Origin of the sequence: Paenibacillus sp. SN-8-1, from assembly GCF_050995535.1 — a bacterium.
Classification (GTDB): Bacteria; Bacillota; Bacilli; order Paenibacillales; family Paenibacillaceae; genus Fontibacillus.
Genome location: NZ_CP194782.1, coordinates 1,872,195 through 1,887,896 on the forward strand (window position 1 = coordinate 1,872,195; position 15,702 = coordinate 1,887,896).

17 protein-coding genes are annotated in these 15,702 nt (G+C 47.7%); all 17 read left to right on the forward strand.

From position 1 onward, the window contains the following. The first annotated feature begins 11 nt into the window (after positions 1–11). Entirely contained in the window at positions 12–767 is a 756-nt protein-coding gene (locus ACRRNK_RS08740) for a SpoIIIAH-like family protein (protein ID WP_433946345.1), read from the forward strand. 178 nt (positions 768–945) lie between these two features. Beyond that, positions 946–1,449 carry an acetyl-CoA carboxylase biotin carboxyl carrier protein gene (accB, locus tag ACRRNK_RS08745; RefSeq protein ID WP_433946346.1) on the forward strand — a complete coding sequence of 168 codons (504 nt, stop codon included), beginning with the start codon at positions 946–948 and terminating at the stop codon, positions 1,447–1,449. Between the two features lie 57 nt (positions 1,450–1,506). Then, positions 1,507–2,850: an acetyl-CoA carboxylase biotin carboxylase subunit gene (gene accC / locus ACRRNK_RS08750; RefSeq protein WP_433946347.1), complete on the forward strand. Its 1,344-nt coding sequence runs from the start codon at positions 1,507–1,509 to the stop codon at positions 2,848–2,850. A gap of 114 nt (positions 2,851–2,964) precedes the next feature. Further along, positions 2,965–3,372, forward strand: a complete 408-nt coding sequence (locus ACRRNK_RS08755; RefSeq protein WP_433946348.1) for an Asp23/Gls24 family envelope stress response protein — start codon at positions 2,965–2,967, stop codon at positions 3,370–3,372. A 72-nt stretch (positions 3,373–3,444) separates the two neighbouring features. Continuing rightward, positions 3,445–3,984, forward strand: a complete 540-nt coding sequence (gene amaP, locus ACRRNK_RS08760; RefSeq protein WP_433946349.1) for an alkaline shock response membrane anchor protein AmaP — start codon at positions 3,445–3,447, stop codon at positions 3,982–3,984. Positions 3,985–3,998: 14 nt separating this feature from the next. Continuing rightward, complete coding sequence (locus ACRRNK_RS08765) at positions 3,999–4,232, forward strand: DUF2273 domain-containing protein (RefSeq protein ID WP_433946350.1); 234 nt, start codon at positions 3,999–4,001, stop codon at positions 4,230–4,232. Between the two features lie 196 nt (positions 4,233–4,428). Further along, positions 4,429–4,872 (forward strand): transcription antitermination factor NusB, encoded by a 444-nt coding sequence (gene nusB / locus ACRRNK_RS08770; RefSeq protein WP_433946351.1) that lies wholly within the window; start codon positions 4,429–4,431, stop codon positions 4,870–4,872. 30 nt (positions 4,873–4,902) lie between these two features. Further along, complete coding sequence (gene folD / locus ACRRNK_RS08775; RefSeq protein WP_433946352.1) at positions 4,903–5,760, forward strand: bifunctional methylenetetrahydrofolate dehydrogenase/methenyltetrahydrofolate cyclohydrolase FolD; 858 nt, start codon at positions 4,903–4,905, stop codon at positions 5,758–5,760. 80 nt (positions 5,761–5,840) lie between these two features. Then, positions 5,841–7,166: an exodeoxyribonuclease VII large subunit gene (gene xseA / locus ACRRNK_RS08780; RefSeq protein ID WP_433946844.1), complete on the forward strand. Its 1,326-nt coding sequence runs from the start codon at positions 5,841–5,843 to the stop codon at positions 7,164–7,166. Then, the gene (gene xseB, locus ACRRNK_RS08785; protein WP_433946353.1) at positions 7,144–7,398 is read left to right on the forward strand and encodes an exodeoxyribonuclease VII small subunit; all 255 of its coding nucleotides are present in this window, start codon (positions 7,144–7,146) and stop codon (positions 7,396–7,398) included. Before xseA ends, xseB begins: the two co-directional genes overlap by 23 nt. A 22-nt stretch (positions 7,399–7,420) precedes the next feature. Next, positions 7,421–8,296, forward strand: coding sequence for a polyprenyl synthetase family protein (locus ACRRNK_RS08790; RefSeq protein ID WP_433946354.1), 876 nt, complete (start codon positions 7,421–7,423; stop codon positions 8,294–8,296). A gap of 142 nt (positions 8,297–8,438) precedes the next feature. Further along, a complete protein-coding gene (gene dxs / locus ACRRNK_RS08795; protein WP_433946845.1) occupies positions 8,439–10,346 on the forward strand; it encodes a 1-deoxy-D-xylulose-5-phosphate synthase in 1,908 nt (635 codons plus the stop codon). A gap of 39 nt (positions 10,347–10,385) precedes the next feature. Next, on the forward strand, positions 10,386–11,228 hold the full coding sequence (locus ACRRNK_RS08800) for a TlyA family RNA methyltransferase (RefSeq protein ID WP_433946355.1): 843 nt from the start codon (positions 10,386–10,388) through the stop codon (positions 11,226–11,228). 187 nt (positions 11,229–11,415) lie between these two features. Then, positions 11,416–11,850, forward strand: coding sequence for a hypothetical protein (locus ACRRNK_RS08805; RefSeq protein ID WP_433946356.1), 435 nt, complete (start codon positions 11,416–11,418; stop codon positions 11,848–11,850). A 28-nt stretch (positions 11,851–11,878) separates the two neighbouring features. After that, entirely contained in the window at positions 11,879–12,328 is a 450-nt protein-coding gene (gene ahrC / locus ACRRNK_RS08810) for a transcriptional regulator AhrC/ArgR (RefSeq protein WP_433946357.1), read from the forward strand. Between the two features lie 21 nt (positions 12,329–12,349). Continuing rightward, on the forward strand, positions 12,350–14,068 hold the full coding sequence (recN, locus tag ACRRNK_RS08815; protein WP_433946358.1) for a DNA repair protein RecN: 1,719 nt from the start codon (positions 12,350–12,352) through the stop codon (positions 14,066–14,068). 119 nt (positions 14,069–14,187) lie between these two features. Then, entirely contained in the window at positions 14,188–15,531 is a 1,344-nt protein-coding gene (gene spoIVB, locus ACRRNK_RS08820; protein WP_433946359.1) for a SpoIVB peptidase, read from the forward strand. Positions 15,532–15,702: the final 171 nt, after the last annotated feature.

The window sequence follows — 15,702 nt, forward strand, 5'->3', positions numbered from 1 at the left end:
AGGTATATTTAATGAAAACGAACAGACAAACAATTTGGCTTGTGTCCATGCTTAGTTTGATGGTGATCCTCTCCGCATATTATCTGTTTACTGAAGATTCCGCGGTAAAGACCCCTAAAGTAGCTGATGGACAGCAGGTATCTGTACAAGATAAGGCGGACACCAAGGATACAGCTCTGTCCCAGGCCAAGGACGATGTTATTGTAACTGATGTTACAGATAGCATTGGTAAAACATCTGCTGCGGATCCAGGTACTACAGATAATACTAAGAAAGACACTGCAAAGAAAGACAGCGCGGCTGCTGATGTTAGTAAAACAGACAAGACCGCAACAACTGATAAATCAGCAGCTTCCAGCGATGATCAGCAGAAGGATGCCGAAGTACTGAAGAAGATTGAAGCACAGGGAACAGCGGGCAATGACGCAATTACGAATTATCAATACCAAAGAAATGAAGAGAATAATAAACTCAATGATAAGCTAACAAAGATTATTGCGGACCAGACGAAATCAGCCGATGAAAGCGCAAAGGCGCAAAAGGAATTGACAGCCTTGGAGGATAAAGAATCCAAGATTTCAGACATTGAGGAGAAGCTGCAGCAGCAATTTGCAAATGCGGTGGTAACAGAGAAGGATGATGGGTATACTGTGGTTGTGTTAAGTGACAAGCTCGAAGCCAAGCAAGCGGTTAGTATTGTTGACCTGATGATCAAAGAGCTAGGGGTTACCCAAGATAAGGTTAGAGTGCAGTATGTAACCCAGTAAAAAGTGTGGATTTGGAGAAATACCGCGATTTTTCAGCACTAATGATGCTTTGATTAAGGATAGGCGCCCAATAATCTTGGGCTCTTTCTATTTCTTGGACTTGTGATATAATACATAATGCTATGTTCTAAGAAGGCCAAGGCTTGTTTGTTATAAAGCTGAAGGAGTGAAATTGACAATGTTCAAATTAAATGAAATCAAAGAGCTTATTAAATTGGTGGATCAGACATCGATTCACGAACTTGAGATTGAAAATGAGGGAACAAGACTTGCGATCCGCAAGCCGGGCAAGACTGAAATTGTACAAGTACAATCCGCAGCAGCACCCGTTACACATGTAACTGCAGCTCCGGCAGCGGTTCAAATCCAGCCGTCAGCAGATTCAGCAGCTGCTCAATCAACCGGCGAAGTTGCCCCGCGTGCTCAGGAGGCTAATGCGAACTTACATAAGATTGTCTCCCCTATGGTTGGTACATTCTATCGTTCTTCTTCGCCAGAGAAAGCTCCTTATGTCAATGTGGGCGACAAGGTCAGTGACAAGACCACGGTCTGCATTATTGAAGCAATGAAACTGATGAATGAGCTTGAGGCTGAAGTCAAAGGGGAAATTGTTGAGATCTTGGTCGAGAATGGCCAGCTTGTTGAATATGGACAGCCCCTCTTTCTGGTGAAGCCGGAGTAATTAACGTAAGAAGGCGGTAATTCACGCTATCTTTAGGGTGCCAAGGAGGATGCAGACTTGAAATTTCATAAAATACTTATTGCCAACCGCGGTGAAATCGCGGTTCGTATAATCCGTGCTTGCCGGGAACTGGGTATTCAGTCCGTAGCTGTTTATTCGGAAGCGGACAAGGATTCGCTTCACGTCCGTTTGGCGGATGAAGCTTATTGTATCGGCCCAACCCTGTCCAAAGACAGCTATTTGAACTTTACAAATCTGATGAGTGTCGCAACCCTTACCGAGTGTGATGCGATTCATCCGGGCTATGGATTCCTGGCTGAGAATGCCGATTTCGCTGAGATTTGTGAATCCTGCAATATCACATTTATTGGTCCATCTCCAGATGCAATCAACCGTATGGGGGATAAGGCTGTCGCCAAGCAAACCATGATTGAGGCTAATGTGCCGGTAATTCCAGGTTCTGACGGCCTGATTGAGGATTTGGATCAGGCTATCATGGTAGCTCGTGATATTGGCTACCCTGTTATTATCAAGGCCACTGCCGGCGGCGGAGGAAAAGGAATCCGGATTGCAGAAGATGAAGATACTCTGATTCAGCAGATTACCACGGCACAGCAGGAAGCCCAAAAGGCTTTCGGTAATGCAGGAGTGTACCTGGAGAAGTATCTTACAGGGATGAAACATGTTGAGATTCAGATTATCGCCGACAGACATGGGAATGTAGCCTATTTGGGGGAACGGGATTGCTCAGTGCAGCGCCGCAGACAGAAGCTGGTTGAGGAGGCCCCTTGTCCGATTCTTAGTCCTGAGAAACGCAAGGAGATGGGGGAAGCGGCAGTAAGAGCGGCTCAAGCCGTCGATTACTCCGGAGCCGGTACGCTTGAATTTCTGCTAAGCCCTGATGGACAATTCTACTTCATGGAGATGAATACCCGGATTCAGGTTGAACATCCTGTGACCGAGATGGTTACCGGGATCGATCTGATTAAGGAAATGATCTCTGTAGCTGAAGGGAACCCATTGTCCTTCTCTCAGGAAGATGTCGTCATTAACGGCTGGTCTATCGAATGCCGCATTAATGCGGAAGATCCGTCTCGTAATTTCATGCCGGCTGCAGGCAAGATTGATTTCTACCTGGCACCGGGAGGACCAGGTGTCCGAGTAGACAGCGGTGCATATCCCGGGTACGTGATCACACCATTCTATGATTCCATGATTGCCAAATTGATTGTTTGGGCTCCTACGCGTGAGGAAGCCGTTGCCAAAATGAAGCGGGCGTTATCCGAGTTTGCTGTAGAAGGAATCCATACGACGATTCCATTCCATCAGAAGTTGCTGGAGCATCCTACCTTCGTACGCGGGGATTTCGATATTAAATTTCTGGAAGAAAATGAGATTTAATAACTTGGCCTCTGTTTGTCATAATGAACCCAAAATGATATAGTATGTATAATAAGTGCGTTTGCCTACTAGTGAGACATCCGCAAACTTATTGAGAGGTGGACGAAGACGACGATGAGTACATTTTCTACAGAATATGAGAAAACCGAAATTGGTGAAATCCAAATTGCTCCTGAGGTCATTGAAGTAATAGCAGGTCTTGCTGCCGTTGAAGTTAAAGGTGTTGCGGGCATGAGCGGCGGATTCGCCGGAGGCATCGCAGAACTTCTGGGACGGAAGAACCTGTCCAAGGGCGTCAAGGTCGAAGTCGGTCAGCTTGAAGCTGCGGTCGATGTATCCGTGATTGTGGAATACGGTAACCGTCTTCCGGAAGTGGCAACCGAAATTCAGCGTAATGTCAAACGCTCTATTGAGACCATGACCGGGCTTACTGTTGTTGAGGTCAACGTACATATTCATGACGTTATCTTCAAGACAGCCGAGAAGATCGAGGAGTCGGAACTGAGCCACAGGGTGAAATAATGAATGCAGTGATTAACCCCTGACGAATCAGCGTCAGGGGTTTACTATAATCTTAAGGTGGGTGCACGTTCAGTGGCAAAAATCTTGGACAGACTTCTGCTGTTTATCTATAGTTTCAGCATTGGTATTCTATCCGTTATTGCGATTCTTCTCTTTACCGAAGCGGTACCCTTTAGCATTGACAGCAGTCAGGAGAAGACTCTGCTGAATGTATCGATTGCAGTCGCAGTTATATTGTTTCTGCTCAGCATCCGGTTCTTCTATATTTCGATCCGGCGTGACAGGGCTTCATTGCCTTCTATAGATCAGCGGACGGAATTTGGAGATATCCAAATCTCTGTGGAGACGATTGAGAATCTCTCTCTCAAAGCTGCGTCTCGGGTTAGAGGCATCAAGGATGTGAAGACAAGAATCAAGATTACCGAGTCGGGTCTGAGCATAATTATTCGGGCGCTCGTGGACGGGGAGAGCTCTATACCTGCTCTGACTGAAGAAGTGCAGAAGCAAGTCCATGATCACGTTCAGGAAATTACCGGCATCCCGGTATCTTACGTTTCCGTGTATATTGCTAATCTTGTTCAGTCTCCTACGATCAAAAGCCGGGTTGAATAGGGGTGGATTTCAGGGTGCTCTGGAAACAATTATGGGAGAGTCATAGAGGACGCTTGCTGGGACTGGCGACCGCCCTGTTACTATGTATAATCTATCTGTTTTTCGGGTTTTGGAACATGCTTTTCTGCGCGCTGCTCTTATTTATCGGCTATACAATCGGTAAGTATAAAGATCTCGGCCAAGGCTCGTTCATCCCATGGACGGAGATACGTGATTGGCTGAGTGCGCGCTGGCGTCTTTTTAAATGATTCCTGTGATATGCTTTCTCCGAAAAAAACTGCTGCTATACGGCGTGCCAGGTTAACTCCGTATAATTCTGCTCATTTTTTTGTTGCGGAGAGCATTTCACGGGTTTTTTTCTGTCAAAAGTCATGCAAACTATATACTAAACACATCCAAGATCATCATAGGGATGTCAAGAGGTTAACCTCGAGGAGGAAATTAATGAAAAGACGATTAGCAAGAGAAATTACGGTACAGAGCCTGTACCAAATGGAAATGAATGACGTTGAAGCCAATGAAGCCGTAACTATGCTTCTGTCTGAGGCGGGCGGAGAGAATGAAAGCGAAGTCGAGCTTAGCGATATGGGGACTCCGGAATTTGTCCTTGAACTAGTCAACGGAGTGTGGGAGAAGAAAAGCGAAATTGACGCTCTTCTGGGCGATTATCTGAAAGGTTGGCAGATCAGCCGGTTATCGAGAGTAGACCGTCAAGTGCTCCGTCTGGCGGCTTATGAGATGATCTTCCGTGATGATGCGCCTGCCAAGGTTGTTGTGAACGAAGCCATTGAACTAGCTAAGCATTTCGGAACTACCGAATCCGGCAAGTTCGTTAATGGGGTACTGGGGAAAATGATCCAGGATATAGATCAATTGAAAAACAAGTAACATAACTAATCATGGAGAGGGAGAGAGATTATGACAGCAACAATTATTAGTGGAAAACAAGTAGCTGAGGAGATTCGTCAAGGTCTGCGTGAGGAGATGGAGAGACTGGCGGAGACAGAATTCAAGCCAGGCCTTGCCGTAGTGATCGTTGGGGAGGATCCAGCATCCCAGGTCTATGTTCGCAATAAAGACAAAGCTTGTCATGACCTAGGTTACTATTCCGAAGTTCATAAATTAGAGGAATCCACTACACAAGATGAACTGCTTGCTCTAGTCGATAAGCTGAATCATCAGAGCAATATTCACGGAATTCTTGTTCAGCTTCCTCTACCTAAGCATATTGACGAGAAGTCAGTGATCAATGCTATTGCTGTAGAAAAAGACGTGGATGGGTTCCACCCTGTGAATGTCGGCAACCTGGTTATTGGTGATGACAGTCTGCTCCCATGCACCCCTGCAGGCGTGATTGAGCTCATTAAGCGTACGGGTCTTGATATGGCCGGCAAACATGCTGTAGTGATCGGACGCAGCAATATTGTGGGTAAGCCTGTTGCCCTTCTGCTGCAGCGGGAGAACGCGACTGTCACCATGTGTCATTCACGTACAGCGAATATGAAGGAACTCACGCTTCAGGCGGATATTCTGGTTGTTGCTGTCGGTAAGGCGAATTTCATTGATGCTTCCTATGTGAAGCCGGGTGCGGTTGTCATCGATGTAGGGGTGAACCGTCTTGAGAATGGCAAGCTTGCCGGTGATGTTGACTTTGAAAGTGTTAAGGAAGTATCCGGTCCAATCACACCGGTTCCAGGCGGAGTAGGTCCAATGACGATTACAATGCTGATGAACAACACGATGGTTGCAGCGAAGCGTCTTAGCGGTCTGGTATAATCCATCTTTTTTAACCTAAAGGGGGTATCCCCGTGAACCAAAGAATTTTCTCCATTAAGGAACTGAACCGATATATCCGAATGAAGCTGGAGTCGGACACGCTTTTGTCTGAAGTGTGGATTCGGGGAGAAATCTCGAACTTCACGCATCATTCAAGTGGCCATATGTACTTTACCTTGAAGGATGCGGACAGCCGGATTAAGAGTATTATGTTCGCATCCCACAATCAGCGGCTGCCTTTTATCCCGAAAGAAGGTTCGAGGGTGATTGCAAGAGGGAACGTGTCGGTGTACGAGAGAGACGGACAGTATCAGTTCTATGCGACCCATATGCAGCCCGACGGGATAGGTAGTCTCTATCTGGCTTATGAACAGCTGAAGAAGAAGCTTGAAGATGAAGGACTGTTCGAGCAGTCACGTAAAAGAGCACTGCCTCGCTATCCGAAGACGATTGGTGTAATAACGTCTCCCACGGGAGCTGCAGTGCGCGATATCATTATCACTTTGCAGCGGCGTTATCCGCAGGTGCCGATCATCCTGCACCCCGTGCTTGTGCAGGGCAAGCAGGCGGCGCCTTCAATTGTGAAGGCGCTGCGAACGCTGAACAGCATGGGCGAGGCCGACGTGATTATCGTCGGCCGGGGCGGGGGCTCACTAGAAGAGTTGTGGGCATTCAACGAGGAGATTGTAGCCCACGCTATATATGAATCGGCAATCCCGGTCATCTCGGCCGTAGGCCATGAGACAGACTTTACAATAGCCGATTTCGTGGCAGATCTGCGCGCGGCCACGCCGACGGCCGCGGCCGAGCTGGCCGTGCCGCATGCCTCCGAGCTGCGGGCGCTGCTCGGCCAGCGCGAGCGGGAGCTTCAGCAGGGGCTGAAGCACCGTCTGGCTCGCGCCCGGGAGCGGCTCGCGCGCCTCCAGCGCTCGCCGGTGCTGGTGCATCCGCGGCGCAGCCTGCTCCAGCACGCAGAGCGGCTCGACATGCTGAAGCATCGTCTCGCCACGCGCATGCATGCCCGCGCGCTCTTAACGAGCGAGCGGCGCGGACGACTGCATGCGAGGCTCCTGCGGTTCCATCCGCAGGAGCAGCTGCAGTACGCGAAGCGGCGTCAAGCGGACGCCGCAAGGCAGCTCCGCCAGGGAATGCTGGCGGTGCTCAAGGATAGATCTGCCCAGCTGACTGCAGGAATTCGTCAGCTCGATGCGCTGAGTCCCCTTAAAGTTATGGGCAGGGGTTACAGCTTGGTCTATGATGAACAAGGTTCACGCTTAATTAAATCGCTGGATGAGGTCCAACCTGGAGATATGCTGAAGATTAAAGTCACTGATGGTGAACTGGATTGTCAGGTATGGGGGATGCAGCGGGAAGGAGACAGTCATGGAACAGGAGAAGGACATTAATTTTGAAGAGGCCATGAGTCAATTGGAAGAAATCGTATCCCGTCTTGAACATGGAGATGTACCTCTTGAGACGGCAATCGATCTGTTTCAGCGAGGAATGCAGCTGTCCCAGCTTTGCGGTCAGAAGCTGGCACAAGTGGAGCGGAAGATTGAAATGATTGTGGAAACGGATGGGGAGATCACGAAAAAGCCTTTTGAGGCTCCGATTGAAAGCGGTGAAACCAGTGAGTAATCCATCTTCATTTGAAACCTACATGGCAGAAATCAACAAGCTGGTCACTGATGGACTTCAACAGTTTATTCCTGAGGAGTGGATCGTTCCCTCCTCTCTCCATGAGGCCATGAGTTATTCCCTTATGGCAGGAGGCAAACGTATTCGCCCGCTGCTCGTCATTGCTGCGGCGGAGTCGCTGGGTGGAAGCCGTGAAGCGGCAATGCCCGTCGCCTGCGCCGTAGAAATGGTACATACGTATTCGCTGATCCATGACGATCTTCCGGCTATGGACAATGATGATTTCCGAAGAGGCAAGCCTACGAATCACAAAGTTTTCGGGGAAGCTACGGCGATTCTCGCAGGCGACGGCCTTCTCACACATGCATTCTACAGCATTGCCCAGGCAAGCAGGAGATACCATGTTCCTGCAGAAGATACCCTTGCCATCGTAGAGGAGTTATCATCGTTCGCGGGGCCAAAAGGGATGGTCGGCGGACAGTCGGCGGATATGGAAGGTGAGCAGGGAATTACAAGCCTTGACCAGCTGAAGTATATCCATATTCATAAGACAGGCGACCTCATTGTCTTCTCGCTGAAGGCGGGAGGACGAATTGCATCCGCGTCTTTGGAGCAGCTTAGAGCTCTGGAGACTTTTGGGCGAAGCATTGGACTAGCCTTCCAAATCCAGGATGATATTCTGGACCTGATTGGAAATGAGGAGAAATTGGGTAAGAAGACACAAAGCGATATAGCCATGAATAAGGTGACTTACCCGTATTTTATTGGGCTCGAGGAGTCGAGGGCTGAAGTTGACCGGCTTACCAGGCTTGCCAAGGAAGCCATCGGTGGTGGAACCATTCCGAGTCCGGAAAGACTGTTTCAAATTGCCGATTTTCTGTTAAATCGCGATCATTAAAGGTTAGACTTGGGACATAAGGAGCACGCTGGCGGGTAAGGATTATTGCAGCGCTTACTTTTATGGTATAATGATCACAATTAGCAGAGGGAAATCTGCACTACACCACGACAAATCCAAATTAAGAAAGCGGGGAAATCATGTGCTGCTTTCACAAATTCATGAACCCAATGATTTGAAGAAATATTCTGTAGATGAGCTAGGCAGCATCGCCATGGAAATACGCCAGTTTCTGATCCAAAAGCTGTCCTCCACTGGTGGACATCTTGCACCGAACTTGGGCGTTGTGGAGCTTACACTTGCGCTGCACTACTGTTATAACAGTCCTGACGACAAATTTATATTTGACGTCGGTCATCAGGCATATGTCCATAAAATTTTGACAGGACGGATGGATCAATTCGATACGCTTCGTAAGTACAAAGGATTAAGCGGATTTGTGAAGCGTAACGAAAGTGAGCATGACGTCTGGGAGGCTGGTCACAGCAGCACCTCCTTATCGGCCGCGATGGGAATGGCCTTGGCCAGAGACCTTAAGGGCGGAACGAATAAGGTTGTTGCGATTATCGGAGACGGTGCGCTTACCGGCGGGATGGCATTCGAAGCCATGAACCATATTGGTCATGAGAAGAAGAACCTTATGGTCGTGCTTAACGATAATGAGATGTCGATTGCTCCAAATGTTGGGGCCATGCATAATTATCTGAGCAAAATCCGTTCGGATCGGACCTATCTTAGAGCTAAAGATGAAGTGGAGCTTCTGCTCAAGAAGATTCCGGCAATTGGCGACAAACTTGCGAAGACAGCAGCCAACCTGAAGGACAGTCTCAAGTACATGATTATGAATGGCGTCCTGTTTGAAGAGCTTGGATTCACCTATCTGGGTCCTGTCGACGGACATGATCTTCCTAAGCTAATCGAAGTGTTCAAGCAGGCTGATAACGTAACAGGTCCCGTACTTGTTCATGTTCTTACTACGAAAGGCAAGGGTTATTCTCCGGCTGAAGCGGATTCGCACAAGTGGCACGGCATTTCACCCTACAAGATCGAATCGGGTCAAGTGCTGAAGGCCGTAGGGAATCCCATGTATACGGAAGTGTTCGGTCAGACTCTGATTGAGCTTGCAGAGCAGGATTCACGTATTGTTGCCGTAACCCCAGCAATGCCTGGAGGTTCTGGACTTCTCAAATTCGCGGAGAAGTTCCCTGACCGAATGATCGATGTGGGCATAGCGGAACAGCATGCAGCGACCATGTGCGCAGCGCTGGCTCTTGAAGGGATGAAGCCCGTGTATGCGGTATATTCCACTTTCATGCAGAGAGCCTATGATCAAATTGTGCATGATATTTGCCGTCATAACGCTAATGTCATGTTTGCCATTGACCGTGCCGGGTTTGTCGGCGCTGACGGGGAGACGCATCAGGGCGTGTACGATATTTCTTTTATGCGTCATATCCCGAACATGGTCATGATGATGCCCAAGGATGAGAATGAGCTGCGTCATATGATGAAGACCGCTCTTGAATACAATGATGGACCGATTGCTTATCGTTACCCTAGAACCAATGTACCTGGAGTACCTATAGATGCGGAGATGGTTCCTATTCCAATTGGTACCTGGGAGAAAGTTCGCGAAGGGGATGGAGTAGCCATCATCGCCGTCGGCACGATGGTTCAGGTAGCGGAGGAGGCGGCTGAGCAGCTGAAGCGTGAAGGTACTCAAGCGGCAGTAATCAATGCGAGATTTATTAAGCCGCTTGATGAGAACATGCTGCTGGAGCTTGCCAAGACCCACGGTAAGATGGTTGTTATCGAAGAATCAGCGATTGCGGGTGGACTTGGAAGTGCGATCCTGGAGTTTTATGCTCAGCAGGGCATTTCGGGCCTTGATATTCGCTTGATGGGCGTTCCGGACAAGTTCATTGAACACGGTAGTATTAAAGAACAATGTCAAGAGGTAGGTCTTACAGCTGAAGCCTTGACTCAGCAAGTACAGAAGCTGCGGAATGATCATCATTTCGCATTTGGTAAAAAGACGCTGCCTTCCTAGGCAGCTTCTTTGATTAAGTCAAGCATACAGGAGATGAACATGGCTGGTTCTAAGGAACGGATTGATGTCCTGCTTGTGGAACAAGGATTTTTTGAAAGCAGGGAGAAGGCAAAAGCGGCTATCATGGCTGGTTTGGTGTATGGGGATACGGAACGAATTGAGAAGGCCGGAACCAAAATCCCGCGTGAGACTCAGCTTCATGTGAAAGGGGCTATACACCCCTATGTTAGCCGCGGTGGTCTTAAGCTCGCGAAAGCGATAAATACCTTCGGGCTTGATATGAACGGACGAGTCATGCTCGATATTGGCGCGTCTACGGGTGGTTTTACTGATTGTGCCCTTCAGAACGGAGCGTCTTATGTCTACGCGATTGATGTAGGTTATAACCAACTGGATTGGTCGCTTCGTAACGATGAACGGGTCAATGTTAAGGAACGGATGAATTTTAGATACATGACTCAGGAAGATTTGGATGGTCCCGCGCCGGATTTCGCGAGCATTGATGTATCTTTTATTTCGCTGAAATTAATCCTGCCTCCGCTTAAGGCCCTTCTAAATAGACCTGCTGATGTAGCTGCTCTAATTAAGCCTCAGTTTGAGGCTGGCAGAGACAAGGTGCCCAAGACGGGAGTTGTCCGTGATGCCAAGGTGCATCAGGAGGTGCTTGAGCAGGTGCTTTCTTTTGCGGTAGAGGAGGGCTTTCAGATTAAAGGTTTAACATTCTCCCCTATTACTGGCGGAGAGGGTAATATTGAGTTTTTAGTGCATCTTCGCCTTGACTCCGACGGGGAACAGAATGAGGGAGAGGCTGAGGTGAATATTATGGAGCTTGCGCAAAAAGTCGTTAGTGAAGCTTCGGTTACATTTAACCCACAGAAATAATTGAGCCGCTCCTGCAGCGGCTTTTTTTTGGGATTGAAACATTTTAAAGAAATCTAGTATAATGAGAACAAATGTTTCTTTTTGGCGATAAACCGTATATTTATGTAGGAGAAAAAGGTGCAAACCAAGCGCTCGTCGAATTACCTCTTGAGGTGATGGAATAGGTATGCAAACAGATGGATTTTTAATGGTTATTATCGTTGCCTTTCTGTTGTTCCTGATCTACAGAGGTGTTCAGTCTTGGCTGCGCAAGCCGGCAGTTTTAAGACGAGGACTCCATTTTGAGCTGAATAAAGACATTGGTGATCACCCTGCAGTGGACTTGTTGAGGGAACACGGTTACGAGGTGATAAGCGGCAAGCTCCGTGTACCCCTTACTTTCATGGTCGATCACACGAGGCTGAACAGCCGGCTTTTTATCGATTATGTTGCCACCCGTGAGGATGAGCTTTATTTGGTAAGAACCGCCCGTACAAGGCAGCCTGTTGAATGGACTGGCAGCGGTGTTCGCAAAGAGCTGCTTCCATTTCTTTTGTTATATCCAGATTGTTCAGGTTTATTATATATCGATGCCGAGCATAGTGAGATTAAAGTCATCGTACTGGATTCTGATGATGAATAAGCCGATTTAGGCATTTACGGAGGAATTTATGAAGGGCCAAAGACATATCAAAATTCGAGAAATTATTACCGGACAGGAAATTGAGACCCAAGACGAGTTGGTGGAAGCCCTGCGCAAGGCAGGTTATCAGGTGACCCAGGCCACCGTATCCAGGGATATCAAGGAGCTTCTGCTCATTAAAGTTCCGATGGATGATGGAAGGTACAAGTATTCACTACCTGTAGATCAAAGAGCTAACCCGGTACAAAAGCTGAAGCGTTATCTAGTCGACAGCTTCGTTCACATTGATTATACAGGGAATCTGGTTGTCATGAAGTGTCTGCCAGGAACCGCAAACTCCGTAGCCGTTCTTATCGATAATATGGAGTGGCCGGAGATACTGGGGACCATCTGCGGAGATGACACCATACTGATCATCTGTCGAACGGAAGAATACAGCAAGTCCATCATTAATCAAATTATGAGTTTTATTCCGTAAAAGACGGACGGAGGTGCGCTCGTGTTAGTTCACTTGTCAATTAGAAATCTTGCCGTAGTTGAATCCGTTGATGTTACATTTCATCAAGGCTTTCATGTTCTTACCGGGGAGACCGGTGCAGGCAAATCCATTATTATAGATGCCCTTGGCTTTATTGCGGGAGGGAGAGGATCGGCTGACCTGATTCGGTACGGTTGTGACAAGGCAGAGATTGAAGCCTCCTTTGATCTGGTGGCCGCTCATCCGGTATGGAACACGCTTGAAGGCTTGGGTATTCATGCAGATCCATCAGAGGCACTGATCATTCGAAGAGAGATTAGTGCTACTGGTAAGAGTATTTCCAGGATTAATGGACAAATGGTGAACTTAAGCATGCTGAGGGACATTGGCGATCAACTAATCAATATTCATGGTCAGCATGAGCATCAGACACTGCTCCGTCCTGAACGTCATCTTCATCTACTGGACGCATTTGGCTCTGAGATTCTTGCTCCATTAAAAGCAAATTATCAGGCGACATATTCCTCGTTTGTAAAAGTGGAAAAAGAGTGGAACGAGCTTCAGAAATCCAGTCAGCAGACGTTCCAAATGCTGGATATGTATCGTTACCAGATCGATGAAATTGCAGCCGCTAAATTAAAAGTTGGTGAAGATGAATTACTTGGAGAAGAAAAGGTCAAGCTATCCCATAGTGAGAAAATGATGGATTCCATTTCAGGTGCGTATGAACTTCTAAACGGGTCCCAGGGGCTTGAAGCTGTGGCCAAAGCCATCTCCAAGTTTGAGGATATTGCCGAATATGATTCCAAGGGTATACAACCGATCCTGGAACAGCTCCAATCAGCATATTATCAGCTGGAGGATGCTTCTTTTGCTCTGCGCAATTACCGGGATGGTATTGAAGTGAACCCCGGAAGATTGGATGAGGTGCAGGATCGTCTGGACTTCATTTCAACCTTGAAGCGCAAGTATGGCGATAGTATTGATCGGATTCTTGCTTATTATGATCAGATCAAGCAGGAGACCGACACTTTAGAGAACAAGGATGAAATTCTGGAGAAGCTGAGAGACAAACGGGAGAAGCTTCTTGCCCAGTTGCTTGAAGAAGGTGAGGCATTAAGTCATGCGAGGCGGCGGTGTGCTGAAGAGCTGGCCATTCAGATCGAAGCTGAGCTGAAAGATCTGCAAATGGGCCGCACCTCGCTTAAAGTCAAATTCGGGCGACTTGAGGATCCTTCGGGAGTGGAGTGGAAAGGGCAGCGTATCCGTTTAAGCCGTCAAGGGCTTGATACGGCCGAGTTCTTGATCTCACCGAATCCAGGGGAACCGCTAAGACCACTTGGGAAGATTGCATCCGGAGGAGAGCTGTCCCGGATGATGCTTGCGCTGAAGAGCATATTTGCAAGACATGATGAAGTGCCGGTACTAATATTTGACGAAGTAGATACTGGAGTCAGCGGACGTGCAGCTCAGTCCATTGCGGAGAAGCTGTACAAGCTTTCGGCGACGTGTCAGGTATTCTCCATCACTCATCTTCCGCAGGTGGCCTGCATGGCCGATAATCAATATCTAATTGAGAAGACGGTTCAGGATGGCCGGACCATGACGCAAGTGGAAGCTTTGACAGAAGAAGGTCGTGTGAAGGAGCTTGCGCGTATGCTCGGTGGGGTAGAAATTACGGAGAAGACTCTCCATCACGCGCAGGAAATGCTCGGAATGGCCAGGGATCAGAAGGCTTAGGTTACTTGCCGGAGTAATGATTGACAGTAATAAATGGCCTGCTCGGGGGTATCTTATAGGTACGCAATTGGCGACCACCATTTCGTCAAGCGAAAGAAGCTAAGGGAGCGTGACAGCCATTGAACCCGAACCTCAGGAAGAGAATGCTCGGCCTTTTATTTATGTTTTTCTTTTGTTTCTTAGGTTCGGCAGCAGCAGGAGAGGTCAGCAATCCCCTCATGCCGAACGAGCTTAGACTATTCGAGGGCGAACATGCCCGGATTGAATCAGCCCTTCCGGTTCTGGCACAAGTGAGTGTAGATCGTCCAGATGTAGTACAGCTTGGCGGAAATGCGATATCATCTGCAGCCAACGTTTCTTTTGGTAAAGGAAAGCCCTTGCTGCTAAGTTCGCAATCCGCGGGAGAAGCCCATCTCCATATGAAATTATTTGGTCAAATCCCCCTACGGACGGTAAAAGTTAATGTTATCCCCGACCTCAAAGTTATTCCCGGCGGACAGACAATTGGCGTGAAACTGAAATCATCAGGTATTTTGGTTGTAGGACATCATTTGGTAAGCACGTCAGGTAATTCGAAGCAATCTCCAGGGGAAAAGGCAGGACTTCAGCTTGGCGACCGCATCACACATATGAATGGAATCGAATTAAAAGATGTTAAGGATGTAGCATCTATCGTAGAACAAGCAGGCAAGCAGAAGAAGCCGCTTGAAGTGACATACAAACGCGGAGATCATGTCCACAGAACTTCGCTGTCTCCCGTCTTTGATGAGCAAGATAAGACCTGGCGTCTTGGACTCTATATTCGTGATTCGGCCGCTGGTGTGGGAACCCTTACTTTTTACGCTCCTCAGCAGGGTGTCTATGGGGCTCTAGGGCATGTCATTACGGATATGAACACACAGACTCCTATTGTGGTCGGAAGTGGCCAAATTGTTGAATCAAGTGTCACCTCCATTTCGAAGAGTGAGAACGGAGAACCTGGTGAGAAAAGGGCGCATTTCATCAAAGAAGGCCGAGTTCTTGGGAATATTGAGCAGAATACCGACTTCGGCATATTTGGCAAAATGTCCACGAATCCTGAACATAGTCTTTATGCTGAGCCTATTCCTGTCGGATTTGCGGAGCATGTAAAAGAGGGTCCTGCTGAGATTCTGACTGTAGTAAGCGGGCAGAAGGTGGAAAGATATAGTATTGAAATCGTCCATGTCTCTACTCAAAATGCACCGCAGACCAAGGGAATGGTCATTCGGATTACTGATCCTAGATTAGTGAATAAGACCGGAGGGATTGTTCAAGGGATGAGCGGAAGTCCGATCATTCAGAATGGGAAGTTGATTGGTGCGGTGACTCATGTATTTGTGAATGATCCTAAATCCGGATATGGATGTTTTATTGAATGGATGCTGCAGGATGCTGGTGTGATGGTTAAATCAGGGCAAGGAAAAAATCTTAAGGCGAGCTAATGCCTTAAGATTTTTTTTGTCGAAAAAGCATTTATTACGTCATGTGTTGTAATAAATAGATTATTATAATATAGGGTTTAAAAAAAATAAAGAAAAATAATTTTCGACGAAGGGATTCAGATCTTTGTGTCGAATCCATATATTAGGACATGAAAAGATAAGCGACACAAA